Source organism: Pseudomonas paraveronii (genome assembly GCF_963681955.1).
Classification (GTDB): Bacteria; Pseudomonadota; Gammaproteobacteria; order Pseudomonadales; family Pseudomonadaceae; genus Aquipseudomonas; species Aquipseudomonas paraveronii.
This window is the reverse complement of sequence record NZ_OY817130.1, coordinates 2543287-2564157: the sequence shown is the minus strand read 5'-3', so window position 1 is coordinate 2564157 and position 20871 is coordinate 2543287. Positions and strand designations below refer to the sequence as shown.

At 59.9% G+C, this 20871-nt stretch carries 20 protein-coding genes; 4 read left to right on the top strand and 16 right to left on the bottom strand.

The window, feature by feature from the left end; translation table 11 throughout:
• Nucleotides 1-8: 8 nt before the first annotated feature.
• From U5A08_RS11655 to U5A08_RS11585, 15 genes are all read right to left on the bottom strand, one after another.
• Entirely contained in the window at nucleotides 9-1121 is a 1113-nt protein-coding gene (locus tag U5A08_RS11655) for a polysaccharide biosynthesis/export family protein (protein ID WP_247398547.1), read from the bottom strand.
• A gap of 88 nt (nucleotides 1122-1209) precedes the next feature.
• On the bottom strand, nucleotides 1210-1449 hold the full coding sequence (locus U5A08_RS11650; protein WP_253395017.1) for a hypothetical protein: 240 nt from the start codon (nucleotides 1447-1449) through the stop codon (nucleotides 1210-1212).
• A 251-nt stretch (nucleotides 1450-1700) separates the two neighbouring features.
• Complete coding sequence (locus U5A08_RS11645; protein ID WP_253400370.1) at nucleotides 1701-3110, bottom strand: mannose-1-phosphate guanylyltransferase/mannose-6-phosphate isomerase; 1410 nt, start codon at nucleotides 3108-3110, stop codon at nucleotides 1701-1703.
• 22 nt (nucleotides 3111-3132) lie between these two features.
• Nucleotides 3133-3591, bottom strand: coding sequence for a GDP-mannose mannosyl hydrolase (locus tag U5A08_RS11640; protein WP_321851630.1), 459 nt, complete (start codon nucleotides 3589-3591; stop codon nucleotides 3133-3135).
• A gap of 5 nt (nucleotides 3592-3596) precedes the next feature.
• Entirely contained in the window at nucleotides 3597-4805 is a 1209-nt protein-coding gene (locus U5A08_RS11635; protein WP_253395015.1) for a glycosyltransferase WbuB, read from the bottom strand.
• Entirely contained in the window at nucleotides 4805-5782 is a 978-nt protein-coding gene (gene fcl, locus U5A08_RS11630; protein ID WP_321851627.1) for a GDP-L-fucose synthase, read from the bottom strand. Before fcl ends, U5A08_RS11635 begins: the two co-directional genes overlap by 1 nt.
• Nucleotides 5783-5784: 2 nt before the next feature.
• Complete coding sequence (gmd, locus tag U5A08_RS11625; protein ID WP_247398576.1) at nucleotides 5785-6906, bottom strand: GDP-mannose 4,6-dehydratase; 1122 nt, start codon at nucleotides 6904-6906, stop codon at nucleotides 5785-5787.
• A gap of 69 nt (nucleotides 6907-6975) precedes the next feature.
• Nucleotides 6976-7911 carry a glycosyltransferase family 2 protein gene (locus U5A08_RS11620; protein WP_321851624.1) on the bottom strand — a complete coding sequence of 312 codons (936 nt, stop codon included), beginning with the start codon at nucleotides 7909-7911 and terminating at the stop codon, nucleotides 6976-6978.
• A gap of 1 nt (nucleotide 7912) precedes the next feature.
• Nucleotides 7913-8872, bottom strand: coding sequence for a nitroreductase family protein (locus U5A08_RS11615; RefSeq protein ID WP_321851623.1), 960 nt, complete (start codon nucleotides 8870-8872; stop codon nucleotides 7913-7915).
• Nucleotides 8873-8886: 14 nt separating this feature from the next.
• Nucleotides 8887-9438 (bottom strand): LbetaH domain-containing protein, encoded by a 552-nt coding sequence (locus U5A08_RS11610; protein WP_247398584.1) that lies wholly within the window; start codon nucleotides 9436-9438, stop codon nucleotides 8887-8889.
• Complete coding sequence (locus U5A08_RS11605) at nucleotides 9435-10598, bottom strand: polysaccharide pyruvyl transferase family protein (RefSeq protein WP_321851622.1); 1164 nt, start codon at nucleotides 10596-10598, stop codon at nucleotides 9435-9437. Before U5A08_RS11605 ends, U5A08_RS11610 begins: the two co-directional genes overlap by 4 nt.
• The gene (locus tag U5A08_RS11600; RefSeq protein WP_321851621.1) at nucleotides 10595-11785 is read right to left on the bottom strand and encodes an O-antigen ligase family protein; all 1191 of its coding nucleotides are present in this window, start codon (nucleotides 11783-11785) and stop codon (nucleotides 10595-10597) included. Before U5A08_RS11600 ends, U5A08_RS11605 begins: the two co-directional genes overlap by 4 nt.
• Nucleotides 11782-13119, bottom strand: a complete 1338-nt coding sequence (locus U5A08_RS11595) for an MATE family efflux transporter (RefSeq protein WP_321851619.1) — start codon at nucleotides 13117-13119, stop codon at nucleotides 11782-11784. Before U5A08_RS11595 ends, U5A08_RS11600 begins: the two co-directional genes overlap by 4 nt.
• A gap of 6 nt (nucleotides 13120-13125) precedes the next feature.
• Nucleotides 13126-15345, bottom strand: a complete 2220-nt coding sequence (locus U5A08_RS11590; RefSeq protein WP_253395005.1) for a polysaccharide biosynthesis tyrosine autokinase — start codon at nucleotides 15343-15345, stop codon at nucleotides 13126-13128.
• Between the two features lie 38 nt (nucleotides 15346-15383).
• Complete coding sequence (locus U5A08_RS11585; RefSeq protein ID WP_247398609.1) at nucleotides 15384-15824, bottom strand: low molecular weight protein-tyrosine-phosphatase; 441 nt, start codon at nucleotides 15822-15824, stop codon at nucleotides 15384-15386.
• Nucleotides 15825-16160: 336 nt separating this feature from the next.
• Between U5A08_RS11585 and U5A08_RS11580 the strand changes: the two genes are divergently transcribed.
• Nucleotides 16161-16370 (top strand): phosphomannomutase, encoded by a 210-nt coding sequence (locus tag U5A08_RS11580; protein WP_253395003.1) that lies wholly within the window; start codon nucleotides 16161-16163, stop codon nucleotides 16368-16370.
• Here the strand turns inward: U5A08_RS11580 and U5A08_RS11575 are convergent.
• Complete coding sequence (locus U5A08_RS11575) at nucleotides 16332-16982, bottom strand: hypothetical protein (RefSeq protein WP_247398601.1); 651 nt, start codon at nucleotides 16980-16982, stop codon at nucleotides 16332-16334. The genes U5A08_RS11580 and U5A08_RS11575 overlap by 39 nt on opposite strands.
• A 300-nt stretch (nucleotides 16983-17282) precedes the next feature.
• On the opposite strand from U5A08_RS11575, the gene U5A08_RS11570 reads away from it, so the two are divergent.
• The 3 genes from U5A08_RS11570 (at nucleotide 17283) to U5A08_RS11560 (ending at nucleotide 20852) form a co-directional block, all read left to right on the top strand.
• Nucleotides 17283-18011, top strand: coding sequence for an AraC family transcriptional regulator (locus U5A08_RS11570; protein ID WP_253395001.1), 729 nt, complete (start codon nucleotides 17283-17285; stop codon nucleotides 18009-18011).
• 259 nt (nucleotides 18012-18270) lie between these two features.
• The gene (locus tag U5A08_RS11565) at nucleotides 18271-19338 is read left to right on the top strand and encodes an HlyD family secretion protein (protein WP_253394999.1); all 1068 of its coding nucleotides are present in this window, start codon (nucleotides 18271-18273) and stop codon (nucleotides 19336-19338) included.
• Nucleotides 19335-20852, top strand: a complete 1518-nt coding sequence (locus tag U5A08_RS11560; RefSeq protein WP_321851617.1) for a DHA2 family efflux MFS transporter permease subunit — start codon at nucleotides 19335-19337, stop codon at nucleotides 20850-20852. The genes U5A08_RS11565 and U5A08_RS11560 overlap by 4 nt, the downstream gene beginning before the upstream one ends.
• Nucleotides 20853-20871 lie beyond the last annotated feature (19 nt).

Here is a 20871-nt window from a genome sequence, read left to right as displayed (position 1 = left end):
TTCCACCCTTATCGGCTGTTGGCTTCGCTCAGGTTGTTTTGGGTGGAAGCACCGGTGCCGATGATCGAGGCAGAAGGTAACAACTGACTGATGACCCGGTTCCAGCGGGTGATATTGGCGGGGCCGACAAACACCACGTCCTGGGGCTGCACATCGAAGCGCGTGGCCAGGGCCATGGCCGCTGCGGAACCGGCTTGCAGATGGAAGACCTTGGCCGGTTGCGCGTCCAGGTTCTGCGCACCGCGGATCACGTAGATCGCATCGGCGTTCGAGGTGTTCTGGTTGATGCCGCCCACCGAGCCCAACACATCCGAGAGGTTCATGCTGCGTGTCTTGAAACTCAGCGCGCGAGGCTGCATGACCTCGCCCATCACATAGATGCGCTTGCGGTCGTTGTAGGGCAGGTACAACTGGTCACCGTCCTTGAGGTAGATATCGTTCAAGCGCGACGGGTTGAGATTCAACATGTCGAGGTCGAGCGTGTAACGCTTGCCGTCGCGGGTCAGCGTCAGGTTCGAGAGGTCGGCATTGATCGGATCGACGCCGGACGCACCGATGGCCTCCATGACGCTCATCGGGATGGTGGTGATCGGTACAGGCCCGGCCTTGAGCACTGCCCCGGTGATCACCACTCTCTGGCTGGCAAACCGCAGCACACTGATATCGACCTGGGGGCTGTCGATGTACTGACGTAGCTTGTCGCTGATTTCGCTGCGCAACGCCGTAAGGGTGCGGCCCTTGGCAGCCACTTCGCCCACATAGGGGTAGAACAGATTGCCATCGGGGTTGACCAGACGCCCGTTGGCGTCAATTTGCTGCTGCGGACCGGAAGGCGCGGTCAACTCCGGATGATCCCAGACCGTGATGTACAACGCATCATTTGGGCCGATCAAATAGGGACCGGGTTTATAATCGAGCAGTTCTTTGGGAAGCGCATAAGACACTTGAGTCGCTGCGTCCATGGCCAGCAACTTTGGCGTAATCGGGATCAACTCCACGCGACTGCTTTCTGCACCGCCCTCCTTGGTCATTGCCTCGGTATCCATATATTGACCGGGCGCAAACATGCAGCCTTGTAACAATGCGGAGGCCACGACCGCCACAGAAAAAATACGCATCATAGGGCTAAGACACTCGCGATAAACGACAAGAAAAAAAGACTACTTGGGCGGGGTTTCCAAGCAGTCTTATAAAGCGGAAGGCGTTCTATTAGTTGCCGGTACCGGTGGTACCCGTGGTGCCTGTAGTGCCTGTGGTAGTACCACCGTTGGAGCTGCCACCGCTGCTGGAAGCGGCGGCGACGCCCGCTACCAGTGCCGTGCCGACCAGCAGGGTTTCCCCCACCGTCACAGATCCCACCACTGCGGTACTCAGACCAAGCGGCAACTCGGCAGACAGGGCAGAAGTACTCAAAAGACTGAGCACAATAATAGCCAGTTGTTTTCTCATATCAGACTCCTTATCGATAGTGAGTATTCAGCAAACGAGCGTGTGCCACTGAAGTACGCCTTGATAGTGCCACTCAAGTAAACAGCGCACCAGCCATACTCCAGCCCGGCCATTACCCGGTAAGTTGAACGTATTCATTCGAAAATAACATTTCTCGACGCCAGCCCCCGTGTATCAACACATTGAGGTCGCGAAGTTAACAAGGCTGGCAATTTAACATTGAGGCAAATGTTATTAATTGTCGGAAAACCTCAGGCCCTGCCGTACTTGTCTTCAAAGCGCACAATATCGTCCTCGCCCAGATAAGAACCCGATTGCACCTCGATCAACTCCAACGCAATCACGCCCGGGTTTTCCAGTGCATGCACCTGGCCAATCGGGATATAGGTCGACTGGTTTTCCGAGACCAGATACGTCTGCTCGCCATTGGTGACCTTGGCCGTACCGCTGACCACGATCCAGTGTTCCGCACGGTGATGATGCATCTGCACCGAGAGCTTGGCGCCGGGCTTCACGGTGATGCGCTTGACCTGGTAGCGGTGGCCGCTGTCGATGGCGTCATACATGCCCCAGGGCCGGTAGACCTCACGATGGTTGAGGTGTTCATGACGCCCGTCGCGCTTGAGTTGGTCGACAATGCCCTTGACCTGCTGCACCTGGTCCTTGTGCGCCACCAGCACCGCGTCCTTGGTTTCAACGATGATCAGGTCCTGCACACCCACCGTCGCGACCAGGCGGCTGTCGGCGTTCACGTAGGTATCGCGGGTATCCAGTTGCAGCACATCGCCCTGCAGCACGTTGCCGCCGTCGGTCTTCTCGCTGGCTTCCCATAACGCCGACCAGGAGCCGATATCACTCCAACCGGCCTGCAACGGCACCATGATCGCGTCGCTGGTTTTTTCCATCACGGCATAATCGATGGAGTCGTCCGGGCAGGCGGCGAATAGCGCCTCATCGACCCGGGTGAACAGCTGATCCTGGCTACCCGCAGCCAACGCCGCGCGACAAGCCGCGAGAATCGCCGGCTGCAAGCGTGCCAAGGCGTCCAGGTAACGGCTGGCACGGAACATGAACATGCCGCTGTTCCAGTAATGATCGCCCCGCGCCACGTAGTCCGCAGCGGTGGCGGCGTCCGGCTTCTCGACGAAACGCTTCACGGCGTACCCGCCCTCGCCCACCGCCGCGCCCTGTTCGATATAGCCATATCCGGTGTGCGCGCAGGTCGGCGTGATGCCGAACGTCACCAGCTTGCCGGCCTCGGCCAGGGGCCGCGCCACCGCAAGGCTGGCATGAAACGCGGGAACATCTTCAATCAGATGATCCGCCGCCAGCACCAGCAGGATCGGGTCATGGGACTCGTCGACCGCCTTGCAGGCCGCCAACGCAATCGCCGGCGCCGTATTGCGCCCCATGGGTTCCAGCAGGATGCGCGCCTGCTCCATGCCCAATTGACGTAATTGCTCGGCCACCAGAAAACGGTGCTGCTCATTGCAGATCACGTGCGGCAAGGCGACATCCGCGCCCTCCAGGCGGCCGATGGTCTGCTGCAACATCGACAGGTTTTTATGGGTCAGGCGCAAGAACTGCTTGGGGTTGAGTTGCCGCGAGAGCGGCCACAGGCGCGAACCCGAACCTCCCGCCAAGATCACCGGTAATAACATGAAGGCGTCCTTCGATAGAGGGTCAGAAATAGGCACGGGTGTTCTCGTGTACACGTGGGCTGTAGCGCAGCTCATCGAGCGACCACCAGCGGTAGTGCCGATGCTGCTCGGTGGGCGGTTCCAGCACCTGATCCTCGGCGAGGGTCAGGCAATAACTCAGCACCACATAGTGGGTGTCCGGGCCGCTCCCGGTGTTGGCGAAGACGCTGTCGTCGTAGAAGTGCTCGAACACGCCCAGCAGCCGCGCATCGGCGCGTTCAAAGGTACGGCCCAGTTCTTCGCGGGTCAGGCGGCGGAAGGCGTTGTCCAGGGTTTCGTTTTTCTGGATACGCCCACCAGGGACAAACCAGAAGCCATAGGCCGGCCGATTGATCCGCAAGCCCAGCAACGTATCACCGCTGGGTTTGCTCACGACCAAGTCGATGGCCACCAACGGCGTCGATGCCACGACCGTATTGAAGGTCGGTAAATCAAGCCACATAAGCGTCAAACCTGTGCCAGGAAGCGTTGGAGAATGCGTTCTTTATCGAGAAATTCTGCGGCGTAGTTCAACGCCACCGCGTTGTGCGCCGGCAATGCCAGCACCCGCGCGATCCCTTCATTCAGGGCGGTGACCGATTCGGGCTCGACCCGCACGGCAATGCCCGGATGCTCATCGCACAAGCGACCAAGGGTGGTTTCGGGGTCGGCGGTGATGATTGCATTGCCGCCGACGGCCAGAATATTGGTCAGCTTGGAGGGCAATACCGAATCCGCCGCGCCGCGTTTCTGGATCACCAAATGGACGTCCGCCGAGGCCAGTAGCGCAGGCAAGTCTTCATAGGCCTGTAACGGGGCGAAGACCACGTTGTGCAAGCCCTCGCGCTCTACGCGCTGCTGCAGACGGGCCTTGCCGGCGCCCTGGCCGACGATCAGAAACACCAGCTCCGGGCGATGGGCGTGGGCCTGGGCGGCATCGAGGATCAGTTCGAGCCCCTGCTTCTCGCCGATGTTGCCCGAGTACAACAGCACCCGCTTTCCCGCCGGCACGCCGAGCCGTTCCAGCAGCCCGCTGTTGCGCGGCACATCGAGGAAACGCTCGGTCTCCGACCAGTTGGGAAAGAACAGCAGGCGCTGAGCCTCGACGCCCTTGCCGGCGGCCTTATCGAGCATGCCGCTGGATATCGTCGAGACCCGATCAAAGCGCCGCAGCAAGCCGCGCTCCACACCCCACGCGAGTCGCCGCAGTAAAGGGCTGCCGCCCAGGCCCAGGCCGAACATCGCATCGACTTCATAATCCTGGATATGCAGCACCGACTTGGCGCCACACAGCCTGGCCAACAGCAACGCCTGGGGCGCGCAGAACAAGGTGGGCACCACCAGGATCACCAGGTCCGGCTTCCAGCGCAGCTGCCCCAGTACCGCCAGGCACGAGCTGGCGGAAAAGCTGATCAGGTGCAGCAAGCGCTTCAGCGCCGTGGGCTTGCGCGGCACGTACAACGGGCAGCGCACCACCGTCACGCCGTCGACCTGCTCGGTGCGAAACCGCCACGCCGAGTAGCCCTCGCTGACCTGCCATTGCGGGTAATACGGCGGCGCCGTGACCACCCGCACCGCGTGGCCCTTGCTGGCCAGCCAACGCGCCTGTTCACCGCTGTACTTGCCGATGCCGGTCAGCTCGGGGCTGTAGTTGATGCCATACAGAAGGATCTTCATCACTGGCCCCGAGGCTGTTCGAGGGCAGCGCGATACGCGTTGTAGGCATCGCGCAGGCCCTCTTCCAACGGCACGTAGGCTTCCCAGCCGAGGGCGTTGATACGGCTGACATCGAGCAACTTGCGCGGCGCCCCGTCGGGTTTGCTGGTGTCGAAACGCAAACGCCCCTTGAAGCCCGTGACCCGCGCCAGCGCCTCGGCCAGTTCGCGGATGGTGCAATCCACGCCGGTGCCGACGTTGACGTGGGAGCGCATGGGTTCGGTGTGTTCGCCATAGCGCTCCTGGCTGAGCTCCATCACATGCACGCTGGCGGCCGCCATGTCATCCACATGCAAGAACTCGCGCCGTGGCGCGCCGCTGCCCCAGATCAGCACCTCTTCATCACCGCGCTGCACCGCCTCATGGAAACGGCGCAGCAAGCCGGCGATCACATGGCTGTTGTGCGGGTGGTAGTTGTCGCCCGGGCCGTACAGGTTGGTCGGCATCACGCTGCGGTAATCGCGCCCGTGCTGGCGGTTGTAGCTTTCGCACAGTTTGATGCCGGCGATCTTGGCCACGGCGTAGGGTTCGTTGGTCGGCTCCAGCGCGCCCGAGAGCAGCGCTTGTTCGGTCATCGGTTGGGCGGCGAGCACCGGGTAAATGCACGATGAGCCGAGGAACAACAACTTGAACACCCCATGCGTGTGGGCGGCGTGGATCACATTGGCCTGGAGCATCAGGTTCTGGTAGATGAAATCGGCCGGGTACGTGGCGTTGGCATGAATCCCCCCGACCTTGGCCGCGGCCAGGTACACCTGGTCGACCCGTTGCTCGGCGAAATACGCCTGCACCGCTACCGGGTCCAACAGGTCCAGTTCATCACGGCTGGCGGTGAGGATCTGGGTATAACCCAAGGCCCAGAGGCGGCGCACGATGGCCGAGCCGACCATGCCGCGATGGCCGGCGACAAAAATCCGCGCGTTCAGATCACGTGCCATGCTCAGTTCTCCACGGCAATCGGCGCATCGTGGCCGTGCAGGCGCAGCAACGCATGGCGCCGCGCGATTTTCAGGTCTTCACGCACCATCTCCGCACACATCTGCTGGGCGCTGATTTCCGGTACCCAGCCCAGTTTCTGCTTGGCCTTGGAGGGGTCGCCCAGCAGCGTCTCGACTTCCGCCGGGCGGAAGTAGCGCGGGTCCACCCGCACAATCACGTCGCCCACCAGCATGCCGGGCGCCTGGTCGCCGTCGATGTGCTCGACCACCCCGACTTCCTCCACGCCCTCCCCGACAAAACGCAAGCGCACCCCCAACTCCGCCGCCGACCAGCGAATGAAGTCGCGCACCGAATACTGCACGCCGGTGGCGATCACGAAGTCCTCGGGGTTGTCCTGTTGCAGCATCATCCACTGCATGCGCACGTAGTCCTTGGCGTGGCCCCAGTCGCGCAAGGCGTCCATGTTGCCCATGTACAGGCATTGCTCCAGGCCCAGGGCGATGTTGGTCAAGGCCCGGGTGATCTTGCGGGTGACGAAGGTTTCGCCACGACGCGGCGATTCGTGGTTGAACAGGATGCCGTTGCAGGCATACAGCCCGTAGGCTTCGCGGAAATTCACGGTGATCCAGTAGGCGTACAGCTTGGCCACGGCATAGGGCGAACGCGGATAGAACGGCGTGGTTTCCTTTTGCGGGGTTTCCTGCACCAACCCGTACAGCTCGGAGGTGGAGGCCTGGTAGAAACGGGTTTTCTTTTCCAGGCCGAGCAGACGGATCGCCTCGAGGATGCGCAAGGTGCCGAGGGCATCCACATCGGCGGTGTATTCCGGCGAATCGAAGCTGACGGCCACGTGGGATTGGGCGCCGAGGTTATAGATTTCGTCCGGCTGGATCTGCTGGATGATGCGCGTCAGGTTGGACGCATCCGCCAAGTCGCCATAGTGCAGAATCAGGTTTTTATGCGGGGCTTGGGGGTCTTGGTAAATGTGATCGATGCGCTGGGTATTGAACGACGAAGAGCGGCGTTTCAAGCCATGCACCACGTAGCCTTTTTCCAGCAACAGTTCCGCCAGGTAAGAACCATCCTGCCCGGTAACCCCGGTAATAAGCGCGACTTTTTTCATGTCTATCTCCCAAATAATAGGCGAACGAAGGCCGACACCCGAACTTGGGTGTTTGTTAAAAACGGTCAGTTACTTCGGTGTGGGCAGCGTCAAGTTATGTCCGGTCAACGTTGAAAGTTCGCGGATAATTGCGTCCTTATCGCGTAAGTGAGCAATCGCGGTTTCCAGTTCAAGCACCTTGGCGCCCACCAGAAAGCGGTACCAGTAACCTTGGAGCACGTGATAAACCAGGCCGCTGCGGCCATCGAGAAAACCCAGTTGAATGAAGTAGCGCCAGAGAAAGTACGCGGTCGAACTCAAGGTAAACGGCACGCGGTTATACACACGGTTTTTAACCAGGCGCTTGAGCCTGGCCTGGAACGAACTGTGCCCCTCATTCAATTCATGGCGCACCACAAATAACCCCAGGCGCGAGTTGATGATCTCAATCGCTTCCCGGGTCGCGTACTGGTTGTGCTTGTGGGTGAAGAACGTCAAGTCATGCAGGTTGTGATCGGCAAACCCGCCTTCCAGGGTGATGGTGCGGCCCTCGGCCACCGAGATGTGCTCGTCCATCCAACGATCTTCGATGCGCCCCTGCCCCGTGCGCCATAGCCGCAGCATCTGCAACGGGTAGCGGCCGCCATGGCGCACCCAGCGGCCCATGAAAATATGCTTGCGCTTGAAGTTGATGCCGGTGATGTCCTTGTCCAGCGTCGGTAGCCGCGTGTTGATCTGCGCGGCCAGGTCGGCCTCGATGATTTCATCGGCATCCAGGCGCATCGTCCAGTTACCGGTGACCGGCAAATTATCCAGCGCCCACTGGAACTGCTTGGCCTGGTTGACGAACGCGTGCTGCACCACCAGGGCACCGTGGCGCCGGGCGATCTCGCAGGTGTCGTCACTGGAGAACGAGTCGACCACCAGCACTTCATCGCTGAAGGCGCGCACCGATTCGATCGCACGGGCGATATGCAGGCTTTCGTTGTAGGTGAGGATAATCACACTGACGGTTTCGCGTTTCATGTCAGCCACCGTGCAGTTGCAGAATTTCGGCGGTCAAACGTCGTGGCGAACGCGCGGCCCGGAAGTGGCTTTCCAGGGGTTTGCCCACCGCGATCATCATGATCAACCGCTCGCTGGCTTCGATACCGCCCACACTGCAGATTTTCTTTTCCAGCGTGTTCAGGATCGCCAGGTTCAACGGGCAAGCGCCCAGCCCATTGGCATGACACGCCAGCAGCAGGCCCATGGAAAACAGTGCACCGTCGACATATAGCTGGTTACGCTGGCCGGCACCGCCCCAGGCAGTCACTTCCGAGGTGACCACGAACAGGTTGTCCACGGAATGCGCGAAGCCGCGCGATCCGCCTTGCAGCTCAAGCAATTGCGCAATCACCGCGCGGTCCTGGTAGACATGCACCCGCGACGACTGGCGGTTGCATTGCGACGGCGCCGACTGCGCCAGCTCCACCAGCGAGGTCAGCAAGCGGCTGTCTAGCTTGCCGGGCTGGAACATCCTGCAACTGGAGCGCGACTCCAGGAACGCCTTGGCGTCAAGCCCGCCATTGCCCAGCCACGGCGCGGCGCGCTTGGTGCCGCCATTGCCCGAGGTACCGTCGCGCTTGAGATGCTCGACATAAGCATCCAGGTAAAACAGGAAGTCATCGCTCAAACCCAGGGTGCGATGCAGGTCGAGATAACCCTGGAAGGCGCCCAGCGCCATTTCCAGCGGTAACGACGAGTAGGTGCGGTCGTACTCGTTGAGCATATGAATGATACCGTTGATCTTATCCTTGCCGAACAGCGGCTTGGGCTCCTTGAGCGACAGGCCTTTTTCAACGGTGTGGGTTTCAATCAGGATTTTGTAAAACAACTTCTTGTTGCGGCTCGCCAACGGCGAATACCCGTTGTGGCGAATAAACGTGTACATGTCGCGAAAAAACTCGCTGAAAAAAAACATCAACTTCCATGTCTTATCCATCATGCGCTTTACCTGTTTCATTGTGCGATGTCTCTCGGTTTGATGGAGCGGCAGGGCGCACCGACGCAAATCATCCAGGCCGGTAAGTCGGTGGTGACCACCGAGCGCGCGCCAACCACACAGCCCTCGCCCACCACGCAACCCGGATGGATGAAGGACTCGGCGGCAACCCATACGTGGTCCTTGATGACGATCGCCCGAGTCACCAGCGGCCGCAGCAGGCTGCGAGTGTCATGGGTGCCCGTGCATAAAAAGCTGCGTTGGCTGATGGCGACTTTTGATCCAATGGTGATCCTGGCCATGGCGTACACATCCACTCCATCGGCGATGGCCGTAAAGTCACCGACTTCAAGGTTCCACGGTGCCCAGATGCAGCAGGTGGGTGCGATGCGGCAACCAACACCGATCCTGGCGCCGAAACAGCGCAGCAGAAAACACCGCCAGCCATGCAGCATCCACCGTGGCGTAGGGCGAAACAGCAACCGATACACCACGCCCCAGACCAGGCGCCGAGCCTTGTCGCTGCGGGGCAAGGTGTCCACATACTTCAGGCGTTCAAAGCCACTCATGACTTGATCGCCGCGAGTTGTTCCAACAAATAGCGCTCGCCCACTTGCTGCAACGCCTGGCGCCGGGCGCGCACCGCGACCCAGTCAATCGGCGCAGCGATCAAGCGCTGCACCTGATCGGCGTTGTCCGCCGGCAAAAAGCGCTGGGACAGTTCCAGCTTTGCCAGCAGGTTGCACACGCGGGCGTTGAGCGAGGCCTTGCTGCCCGGCAAACCGACGGCAATAAACGGTTTCTCGAAAATGATCGCGAACACTGTTGCGTGAAAAGAGTTGGTCACCACATACGCCGACTCCTTCAACAACTTGAGCCAGTCCTGCGGCCCGACTTGCACGGTCTGGCCGATCTGCCGCCAGCGCCGGTGCGCGTTATAGGGCGAAACAATCGGCCCGGCGACGTGCTGGGACAACGCCTGAGCGACCTCCCTGACACCGACGCCGGTACGCAACGCATAACAGAACACATGGCCGCTGCGGGTCTGCGTGGACGTGGCCAGCAACGCCGAGTAATCGCGGTGCAGCAGCGTCGGGTCGGGCACACACTGGGCCGCCAGCCCCGAAACTTGCTGGACAATTGCCACCCCGCTCTCTTCACGCACGCTGACCGCTGACAGTTGCTTGAGCAGCACCTCGGCTTTCGCATGGTACTCAGGCTCCAGGTACTCCTTGCCAAAGCTTGCGGCGTAAGAGATGCGCCGAATCGCCTTGTCGCAATCGAAAGCAAGAAAATACGCAGGGTCCAGGCCCGTCTGGCCCGATGGGTTCCAGATCTGATCACTGCCTGCCACCAACAACTGCTGGTTGCGGACCGCTTGGTTGAGCTGATCTGCACGGGTATAGCGCGGCCCGTCGATATTCAGGAAGCGCGCCTTGAACGCCTCAAACTGACGAGATTGAGCGTTAGCCCCAAACACCCAGGTTTTCAAAGACAGGGTTTTCAAGTACAGCGCCTTGAGATTGCCCTTGAAGTGACGTGGATTCAGCAGTTGTTTGAGCTCGCTGCCGTCTTCGACGTAAGCCGGATGGTAGTTGATCAAACTGACCTGCAAGCCCTGTTGCTGCAGCCAGCGCTGTAACGCATAGGCCTGCAACACAGCGCCGAAGTTCTCACTGAAATGGTACGTCAGTATCCCGGCCCTGACGGGGCGTAAAGATGCGCTCATGATCCAGCCTGTTTTAACGAGGAATGTGTAGGGGGTATAGGCAGGACAAAGGCCTGGCGCGCAGGTGCTGCGTTATTGAGCAGCCCGATGAATATCGACCACACCAGCAGATAGCTGCCGTCAAACGTGGTGAAAAACTGGTAACTGGTCTTGAACGAGAAGATCAGCAGGATCGCCCCCACCGCCAGCGACACTGGGTTGCGTGGCAAGGCGCTGAATAGCAGGCCAAACAGCACGACCCCCACCACGCCCAACTTCGCGAGTACGCCCCAATATCCGTTCTCGATATCGAACTTGGAATTCTCGAACCAACGCTCGTCATTGGTGGGTACCCCCGGCGTCAATTGCTTCGCCAGGCCATTGCCGAGAAACACCGTGGCCGGGTTCTCCAGAAAGGACGCCTTGGCATGAGAGATCTCGAAGGCACGGGTGACGTCCTCGCCCTTCTCCTCAAACAGATACGCGGCAAAACGCGACACCGCCAGGGGGCTGGCATAAAACGTCAGCGTGCCCAAGGCACCGATGGCCACTACCAGCACCGCAAGGGATTTGAGCTTGCGCTGGGTGATCGCCGATAACAGGATCATTACCGCCATTGCCGCCAGGATGGTCTTGGAACCCGCCGCCAGCAGTGTCACCGCGAGGATCAGCATCAACGCGATCTTGCGCTGGCAACAGGCGTAGAAAAACAGCAGCACGGCCGAACTGGTGGGAAACAGCATGATCCGGCCCACCTCGTCGCTGGACTTGGAGGCCGCGTTGGTAAGATCAATGCCGACGCCATACAGGCTCACTTGCAGCAACTGACCCAGGGCAAAAATGTAGATCGCCCGCTCGATGATGCGGCGATAGCTGACGCTGTGGGCGCGTGCGATTTTCTCCACGTTGGCCAGCGCATAGCGATAGCCGGCCAACAGCAGCACAAAATAGAGAAACGGAATGCCGGAACGCAAAAATTGATACAAGGAGATTTTCGAGCCGCTGGACACCAGCACCTGCAGGATGCTGGCGCCGACCACGAACGCCAGCAAAGCCGCTGCCCGGGTGAATCCGCGCGCCGCATACACCACAAAGGGCAATAGCAGCAGCAATGCCAAGGGCTGCGACAGGTTATTGCTCAACGCCAACGGCAAGGCGAAAAACGTCAGCGGCAGGTACAGGGTCAAGCGCGCCTGGGACAACATCATGGGCACACCTCCCCAGCGAACTGCACCTTACTGATCAACCGCAGGTACACCAGCACCACCAGTTCCGGCAGCGACAGCAACAGCGAAGCTCCCAACAACGGGTCAATCCGGTCGATGCACAGCATCCACAACAGCAACACCGCCAAGCTGCTCAGGGCGTAAATCACCGATGTCCGGGTGTGACGATTAGTGGAGATCAACATTGCCGCGAGAATGAACCAGGCCACGTTCAAAATTGTATGGGAGCCGATCAGCGCCAATGACACCCGGTCGATCTGCACCAAACCATGGCTCCACAGCATAATAATTTGCGGGCCGGCCCAGATACCGGCGCCGTAAACCAGCACGCACACACCCAGTACGAGAGAACTGGCGCGCTGGGTAAAGCGCCGAGCCTCCTCGAACTGACCGCGCCCGGCCAGGCGCGAGATTTCAGGGGTCAGCGCATTGCTGCAGGTGATGCCCAACTGGATGATCAGCCGCATCAAAGTACGTGCCATGGTGTAACCCACCACCACGCCTGGGCCGGCGATCTGGTTCAGCAGCTGCAAACCGCCTTGCAGGGTGATCAACTGCGCCAGCGGGATGGCTGCGCTGCCCACGGCGGGTTTCCAAATGCCGCGAAACTCTGCCCAGGAGGCCGACGCCAATCCAAGCAGCGGCCAGGGCGAAATACGTCGCACAAACAGCGTCACTAACACCAGGAACAGCACTTGGCTGAAGAACATGCCTTGGGCCAACTGCAGCTCGGTACCGCCCAGCATCAGGATGAGAATCGACAGCACGATATCCAGCGTTCTGCGATTGGCCATGATCAAGACACCGCCGACGGTTTTGTCGATCACCCGGAACCATGCTTCGATCGGCCCACCCAATAAACGCGTACACAGGTAACCGGACATGCACAGCACCACCAGGCTTGCCTGGCCAGGCTCAAGACTCTTGAGCTTCAGTAACCCGACCCAGTCGATCCACCGGCCCAAGGTCAACGCGAACAGCGATACCAGCGCAACCACCACCAGGGTAAATGCCAACGCGGTCTGCACACTGCGCCGCGCACCTGGCACATCCCCTTGGCTTGCGCGCACCGTAGCGCGGGTGGCCGAGGCTTGGGCAACACCCAGGTCCAGCAGGCTGAGCATCGACGGAATACCGGTGAGTACCAACCAATCGGCATAACGCCCAGTCCCCCAGGCGTGCAGGAAGAACGGCACCAGTACCAACTGCGCCGCCAGTGTCACCAACTGGGTGTAGCCATAGCTCAAAACGTTGAGGCGAAACCGGCTCGACAACGAACGTTGCCCCAGCAGCGGCTTCTCAAGAACCTTGCTCATAAGTCGTCAGGCTTTGTCAGAGTGGTAGGCATAGTGGTAGTAGCCGTAGTCGCCGTAGCCGTAACTGGCAGAGCGGCGTTTTTCCACACCATTGAAGATTGCGCCCTTGAGCTCGATACCGTTCTGATGGAAGCGCCGTAGGGTCAACTCGACTTCCTTCGCCGAGTTGACGCCAAAACGGGTCACCAGCAGGCTTGTACCGGATTGACGCCCGACGATGGCGGCGTCCGTCACCGCCAGCAATGGCGGCGTATCGATGATCACCAGGTCATACAGCTCGCTGACCTCGGCCAACAACACAGCAAAATTGGGGTGCATCAGCAATTCGGACGGGTTGGGCGGAATCTGCCCGCGCCCGATGAAATCGAACAGTTCCAAATCGGTTTTTTGAATCGCCTCCTGCAATTGGCACCGTTTGACCAACAGATCCGACAAACCGTTTTGCGCGGTAGTGCCGAGCATTTTGTGCATATAGCCCTTGCGCATATCCGCATCGATCAGCAGTACCCGCTGCCCGGACTGGGCCACCACCGCAGCCAGGTTCGCCGAGACAAACGTCTTGCCCACCTCCGGGCTGGGGCCAGAAATCATCAGGCGATTGTCCTTCGCCTCCAGCATCGCGAAATGCAGGCTGGTGCGCAGGCTGCGCATCGCCTCCATGACCAGATCATGAGGATGATTCAGGGCCAGTAGCTGCGGCATCGCCGAGCGGCCCTTGAGGGCACGGATTTCCGCGGTCTTTTGCAACGGACTGAATGGGATTGAGGCATATACCGGCAAGCCGAGCTTCTCGATGTCATCGGGGTTTTCCAAGCCACGATTGAGCAGGCTGCGCACCAGCACCAGTCCCACCGAAAACATGCCACCGAGCAGCATCGCCAGCAGCACCACAATGACCTTGCGCGGCGCAACGGGCTTGCTGATGTTTGCGTCGGCGCTGTCGATCAAGCGCACGTTACCCACGGTGCCGGCCCGCATCACATCCAGTTCCTGGGAACGATTGAGCAGTTGGGTATAAATCTCGGTGCCCACCTGCACATCCCGGGTCAGGCTCAACAGTTCTTGCTGGGTGCTGGGCAGACCTTCGATCCGCTTGGTCAATTGCGCCTGCTTGCCGTTGAGCTCATCAAGCTTGGCCAATAACGCGCGATAGGCCGGATGTTGACGAGTGAACTTGCGGTCCATTTCGGCCTGTTGCAGCTTGAGTTCGGAGATCCCGGTGTCCAGGGCAACCACCTGATCGAGCACGGCCTTGGCTTCGAGACTAATGTCGATGGATTTGCTACGGGTCTGAAAGCGATTCAGCGCGCTTTCAGCCTTCTCCAAGTCGCGGCGCACCTGTGGCAATTGATCATTGAGGAACGCCAGGCTCTGCGCCGCCTCGGCTGAAGTGCGGTCAACATTCTGGCGCACATACAGGTTGGAAATTTCATTCAGCGTGCGCACCGCCAAGGCCGGGTGAGTGCTCTCCAGCGATAGGCTGATGATTCCCGATTCCTTACCGCGCTCCACCACATTGAGCAGGTCCTGATAATCAGCGACTGCGTCCAGGCGTGGTTTGCGTACAATCTTGAAGCGCGCACCCGGGTTAGCCCGCAGGGCTTCGACCAGCACCTCCACGCCATCCTCGGCGAACGGCTCGCCGACGCGGCCCGCAGCGATCTGCCGGCCGTCCTCGTCAAACAGTTGATAGCTTTGGTCATCTCCGGCCACCAACACCAGTGTGGTACCCAACAATGCGGCCGGCAGCTTCAGCGTCGCCAGACTCAGGCGCTCGCCACCGGCGTTATAGCGGCTGATGCCGAACAGCGGCGACGCAATATCGCCCGGGGTTTGTGGCGCATAGCGCCGGGCAAGAAAACCGCCGATCAACGGGAAGTGCTGGGGGGTGATGGTAATGTCCAACTTCAAGGTATCGACCGTCTTGCCAATGATCGTGCGCGACTTGATCAGCTCGATCTCAGTCACCGCCGGTGATTCCTTGCCCAACAAACTACTCACATCGGAGAAACCGAGCATGTCGTTTTTCTTCGGTTCCACTTGGATCAAGGCGTTGGCCTGGTACACCGGAGACGCCAGGACTGCGTAGGCTGCGCCGATCAACATGCAGGTACCGGTGACTCCAGCGATCAACCATTTGTGATCGATCAGGGTGCCCAGCATGCCGAGTACATCGATCTCGTCACGGTGCGGATTGTCAGCAGAGGCGTTCTGGGGTGAATACATAAATCGAGTCTTCGTCCTTGTAATCATTAAAAGGGGCGTCATCGCGCCAAGCGCTGTGCCCAGGCGTGTGCCGCCTGCTCAATCAAGGCATAGGCCTGCACAAAGGCCGGCTTTCCCTGTCGATACGGGTCCCGGATTTCAAGCTCTTGCTGCCACTTGCCCAGCAGGAACACTTTGCCCCGGGCCTCGGGAGCGAGGTTGAGTACGCCGTCGATGTGATGCCTTTCCATCACCAGAATCAGATCCGCCTCGCTCACGGCCTCGACGCTCAGTTGCCGGGCCCTGTGCGTTTGGGGAGCATGCCCATGCTCTTGCAGGACTTCGTCTGCCGTGGGCTCCATCGGGTGATCAGACAAAGCCGCCAGGCCTGCCGAACTCACCTTGATACCGGATGAATGAAGGGCGGCCCCCAGCAGTTGTTGCGCAGTGGGACTGCGGCAAATATTGCCAATACACACGATCAAAACTTTTTTGAACAAGGCAACCTCCCACACACCGCACAGTAATAAATCGGCAAAGGGACTGCCTTATCTCAAACTTCCAAGAATAGATAACTTACGACCCTTTAATTATGATCACAGCTGACAGAGGGCGACCATCTATCGAGCAGGACAATAAATAACAACAACTGCATTGCCTGACTAAAAATAACATTCGCTTACTTTTGTTCTTCTTCATAATAAAGTGCCCACTGAACATAGCGACGGGGCACGGCCATGAAAGGTTCAAAGTTACTCGTAGAGCGTATTGGCCTATTCCCTTCTTCGGGAAACATTCATCTCAACGTCGACAACTCGACAACGGTAGTTGAGCGTATGCACGTGTTATATGCCGGCAACTCTTTAGACTTCGACGAGTCCGGCTCCGGACTGTCCATGGTCTTCGCTGACTGGCGCTTCAAGTTGCAAGTCAGTAATCCCCTGTCCGTATGCCTGTGCGTAGAAAGCCGTGGCGACCGCCATTTCATGCAAGCCAAGACCGACGAGTTACTGGCGCACATCTTCAGCGCCGAGGGGCACTCGTGAACCTGTACGGCCAGTCAAGGCGCGCCACGCGGGCTCCTGGTGGGCGTGTTGCGCCCCCGAGACGCTGACGGCTAAATGGTTAAGCAGGCGCTCGGCGTTGTACTTGGGCGCCAGCGCACTCAATAGCACGACCACTAGCCCAGCGCCGATCAGCGACGGCGGCACATTGACCGGCGCGACGTCTATTCGCCACAAGAAAGCCAGCGCAGCCACAGCGCCCAATAACCCGCCCGCCAACGCCTCGTTCAGAGGGTGAATATACGGCGCGACACAATAAGCACTGAACCAGCCGGTGGCGATTAGTCCGGCGAGCGCCGCCGGCCAGCGAAAGGCCAGGTTGAACTGGCGTGCAATCAAACTCATTGCCACGGTGACCATCAGGCACGTGTTCATGGCGTGGCCACTGAGCACGGCAATATCAAGGTGTTGAAACGAAACGCCCCAGCCCTTGAACAGCAACTTGCTGAACGCCACGATTGAATAAGTGCAAGTGACGGTGACTACCCACCACCTGAACGCCTGCGGCGATGAATAGCGCAGCCACACAGCGATGACCAGCGCGGCCGGAATCATGACGGTAATACCGCCATAGTGTGCGAGTTCTGCGCGCATGAGTGACCAACCTGACCCACTAATTTTCCGCGCCCATCTGACCGCAGGCCTGGGAAAAATACAACGTTATCTACGGTCAGACTAAAACCCTTGCAACCCTTTCCCGCAGCGCGCGAAAACCCGACGTGCGTGGGCAAGAGAACCATCCGACCCTGCTAGCGAATACGACGAAACCTGTATCAAATTGGGAGGCATGCGCGCAGCGTCGCAGAGAGACCCGGCGCCCAGTGCTTGAATCAAGATTTGTGCAGGCCTACCCTGCACACGCACTATTCACCCTCCGAGTCAGGAAGACCTTACATGTGGGATGGCAATGTTACCTTTGGTGATTCATGGGCCGGCTACATGGGTCGCGCGGATCAAAACACTGCACATTCTCATGTTGCGATTCAGTTGTGCATCGGCGTACACCAGCCAGTCACCCTGGAACTGCCCGGCCAGCTGATCCGTGCGGCCGGCGTGATCATCGGGCCCAATGTCGAACACCGCGCCGTGGCCGATAGTCATCCGGTGGCCTTTGTGTACGTCAACGCGGACACCCCGTTGGGCCGTGCGCTCAACGCATTGCTGCAAGACAATGGCATTGCCCTGGCCAGTGACGAACTGCTGGAGTGCTTTCACCGCACCACCTCCCTGCCCCAGTTCGTCGAAGCCCTGGGGCGATTGCTGGCGATTGTGTCGCCCATCGACCAACGCCTCTACAAAGCCTTGAACATTCTGCGCCTGGACCACGACGGTCCTGGCTCCGTCAGCCGCGCCGCCAATGCAGTCGGCCTGTCCGGCCCGCGTTTGCGTTATGTCGCCACGCACCAGATGGGCGTGTCCCTCTCCCAATGGATCATCTGGAACAAACTCGAGCGAGCGTCCAAATCCCTCGCTGACGGCTCCAGCTTGTCGGACGCCGCCGCCGACGGCGGCTTTTCCGACCAGGCGCACTTAGCCCGCATGATGCGCCGCATGATTGGCATGACGCCCCGCACCGCCGCCATGGTTTTGCGAAAGACAAGCGTTTCGTTCAAGACGCACTGATATTAAAAAACCAATATCGATCGGGCCTTATTCGCGAAAACGTTAAGCGCTGATTGCCTGCGTCACCAAGCCCCTCAGCGCCAACGACAGTGAACACAAGCGTGTTCGCCAGGGGGCTCCATGCCCGGGATTCGGTGGAACGCGCCGTTAATTCTTTCTATGACTCCGCAGGAAGCATCGACCGTCCTTCTCACCGGTGGCAAACGCGCACTCGGTGATTCACTGCTTGAGCGCCTCGCATGACCACAGGGAACAGGACATGACCAAAGGTAAATTGATAAAACTGACACTGTGCGGCGTTGTGGTCGGTGGGTTACTGCTGCTCGGCTGGCAGCGTTGGCAGTATTCCAACGCTTACGTGAGTACCGATAACGCCGAGCTCGATGGCGTGATCATTCCGGTGCGCGCCAAGCTCTCGGGGGTGGTGGTGAGCGTGCCGGTGACGGACAACGTCACGGTGCAAAGCGGTGATCTGCTGTTTCAGATCCGCGACAGCGAATATCAATACCAGGTCGAGCAGCGTGAGGCGCAATGGCAGGCGTTGCTTGCCGCCGCAGGGCGTGGCGGCGGCCCGGGCGCGTTGGACAGCCAGGTCCTCGGCGCGGTCGCGATGCGCCAGGCGGCGCAAGCGGCGCTGGCACAATCCAGCGCCAATCTGCAGCAGGCGCGCAACGACTATGGGCGCGCCCGCCGCCTGGGCGCCCAAGGCGTGTTGAGCACCCAGGATCTTGAGGTGGCCAAGGCGCGTTTCGACGCCCTGAGCCACGCCCAGGAAGTAGCACGCAGCAATGCCCAGGCTGCCGCGCAAAGCACCTTGGCCAACAAAGCCGAACTCAAGGTGCAGGACTACCGGATCGCGGCGGCGCAAGCCGAACTGGAACAGGCCCGGATCAAGTTGCACGACACCCGTCAAACCGCGCCGGTGCGCAGCATTGTCTCGAAAAAAGAAGTGGAACCCGGCCAATTTGTGGTCGCCGGGCAGAAGCTGTTGAGCCTGATTGCCACCGACCCACTGTGGATTACCGCCAACTTCAAGGAAACCCAGGTCGGGCGCGTGCGAGTCGGCCAGCACGCCAAAGTCAGCGTGGATGCGTTTCCCGGGCACACATTCGACGGGGTGGTCGAAAGCCTCGCACCGGCTACCGGTGCAAAGTTTTCACTGCTGCCTCAAGAGAACGCCACCGGCAATTTCACCAAGGTGGTGCAGCGCGTCCAGGTCAGGATTGCCCTCAAAGACGTGACGGATGACTACAAAGCCTTGTTGAGCCCCGGCATGAGCGCCTTCGTCGAAGTCGCCACGCTACAGCACGGTAGCCAAACGCTATGAGGTCGCCGTACCTGATTGCGCTGACCGTGACGCTGGTGTCGATGATGGAGCTGCTCGACGTCACCATCGTCAACGTAGCGATTCCCAGCCTGATGGGCACCTACGGGGCGTCGGTCGATGAAATCTCCTGGGTGTCTACCGGCTACGTGGTGGCCAACGTGGTGATCCTGCCGGTCAGCGGCTGGCTGTCGGCCTGGTTTGGGCGGCGCACTTATTACCTGGTCTCCACGGCGGTGTTCGTACTGGCATCCGTGGGCTGCGCCTTTTCCGCCGAACTCTGGCAACTGGTGGCATTCCGCGTACTGCAAGGCTTGGCGGGCGGCGGGTTGCTGGGGATTTCCCAGGCAATCATTTACGACGTATTCCCCAAGGAGAAGGTCAGCAGCGGCATGGCGTTGTACGGCGTTGGCGTGATGATGGGGCCGACGTTGGGCCCCACCGTCGGCGGCTATCTGATCGACACCTTGTCCTGGCACTGGATATTCCTGATCAATGTGCCTATCGGGGCCGTAGCCCTGCTGCTGTGCTGGCTGTGCATCGGCGATTCAGCCAATGAAAGCAAACCCAGCAGCGTCGACTACAGCGGCTTCTGCCTGCTGGCCCTGGGCGTCGGCAGCCTGCAGATCCTGCTGGAGCGCGGCGAGCATTGGGACTGGATGGAATCCAACTGGACGGTCGCCTGTCTGTTGCTCAGCAGCTTCAGCCTGGTGGGGTTCTTCTGGTGGGAACGGCGCGCGACCAACCCGATCGTCAATGTGGCGCTGTTTCAGAACCGCGAGTTTTTGATGGGCTGCATCTGCGCGTTTTGCGTGGGCTTCGGGCTGTACAGCACCTTATTCATGGTGCCGCTGTTTTTGCAGACGTTGCTGGCACAGAGCGCGTACCAGAGCGGGCTGGTGATTTTCCCCGGGGCGGTGGCCAGTGCCATCAGCACCTTGGTGATCGGCAAGCTGTCCCAGGAAAACAAGATCGACGAGCGCGTGTTCGTGACCTTGGGCATCGTCATGTACTGCTACGCGATGTTCCTGCACACCCAATTCACCCTCGACAGTAACCCGGACACGCTCTATTGGCCCCTGGTGATTCGCGGCCTGGGCCTGGGCATGATCTTCGTACCGCTGACCAACCTGGCCATGCGCCGTCTGCCGCTGACGTTGATCTCGGGCGCCTCGGGCGTGCTCAACCTGATGCGCCAACTGGGCGGCAGCGTCGGCATCGCCATTGCCGCGACCCTGCTCACGCGGTTTTCGTGGGAGCGCTATCGCCTGCTGTCCGAGCATGTGACCGAGTCCAGCCTGGTTGCCAGTGGCTGGGGCGGCGTGGAATCCAACCCGCTGTTTCTGTCCCTGAACCTTGCAAGCCATCAACAAGCCTTGGCGCTGATGCCTTACCTGCAAGCACGTGAACAAGCGCAAATGCTGGCCTTCAGCATGCTGTTCGGCACGTTGGGGGCGGTCATGGCCATCGGCATTCCCATGGTACTGATGATGCGCAGAAGCACCCTCAGCCGATAAATTTTCCAGTGGAGCACAT

Coding starts and splice junctions, on each gene's coding strand:
- U5A08_RS11570 (WP_253395001.1), top strand. CDS start 17,283: ATGTGGGATGGCAATGTTACCTTTGGTGATTCATGGGCCGGCTACATG.
- U5A08_RS11560 (WP_321851617.1), top strand. CDS start 19,335: ATGAGGTCGCCGTACCTGATTGCGCTGACCGTGACGCTGGTGTCGATG.
- U5A08_RS11635 (WP_253395015.1), bottom strand. CDS start 4,805: ATGAAGATCCTTCTGTATGGCATCAACTACAGCCCCGAGCTGACCGGC.
- U5A08_RS11580 (WP_253395003.1), top strand. CDS start 16,161: ATGCACGTGTTATATGCCGGCAACTCTTTAGACTTCGACGAGTCCGGC.
- U5A08_RS11565 (WP_253394999.1), top strand. CDS start 18,271: ATGACCAAAGGTAAATTGATAAAACTGACACTGTGCGGCGTTGTGGTC.
- U5A08_RS11615 (WP_321851623.1), bottom strand. CDS start 8,872: ATGATGGATAAGACATGGAAGTTGATGTTTTTTTTCAGCGAGTTTTTT.
- gmd (WP_247398576.1), bottom strand. CDS start 6,906: ATGAAAAAAGTCGCGCTTATTACCGGGGTTACCGGGCAGGATGGTTCT.
- U5A08_RS11595 (WP_321851619.1), bottom strand. CDS start 13,119: ATGAGCAAGGTTCTTGAGAAGCCGCTGCTGGGGCAACGTTCGTTGTCG.
- U5A08_RS11655 (WP_247398547.1), bottom strand. CDS start 1,121: ATGATGCGTATTTTTTCTGTGGCGGTCGTGGCCTCCGCATTGTTACAA.
- U5A08_RS11590 (WP_253395005.1), bottom strand. CDS start 15,345: ATGTATTCACCCCAGAACGCCTCTGCTGACAATCCGCACCGTGACGAG.
- U5A08_RS11575 (WP_247398601.1), bottom strand. CDS start 16,982: ATGCGCGCAGAACTCGCACACTATGGCGGTATTACCGTCATGATTCCG.
- U5A08_RS11640 (WP_321851630.1), bottom strand. CDS start 3,591: ATGTGGCTTGATTTACCGACCTTCAATACGGTCGTGGCATCGACGCCG.
- U5A08_RS11620 (WP_321851624.1), bottom strand. CDS start 7,911: ATGAAACGCGAAACCGTCAGTGTGATTATCCTCACCTACAACGAAAGC.
- U5A08_RS11645 (WP_253400370.1), bottom strand. CDS start 3,110: ATGTTATTACCGGTGATCTTGGCGGGAGGTTCGGGTTCGCGCCTGTGG.
- U5A08_RS11605 (WP_321851622.1), bottom strand. CDS start 10,598: ATGAGCGCATCTTTACGCCCCGTCAGGGCCGGGATACTGACGTACCAT.
- U5A08_RS11600 (WP_321851621.1), bottom strand. CDS start 11,785: ATGATGTTGTCCCAGGCGCGCTTGACCCTGTACCTGCCGCTGACGTTT.
- U5A08_RS11610 (WP_247398584.1), bottom strand. CDS start 9,438: ATGAGTGGCTTTGAACGCCTGAAGTATGTGGACACCTTGCCCCGCAGC.
- U5A08_RS11650 (WP_253395017.1), bottom strand. CDS start 1,449: ATGAGAAAACAACTGGCTATTATTGTGCTCAGTCTTTTGAGTACTTCT.
- fcl (WP_321851627.1), bottom strand. CDS start 5,782: ATGGCACGTGATCTGAACGCGCGGATTTTTGTCGCCGGCCATCGCGGC.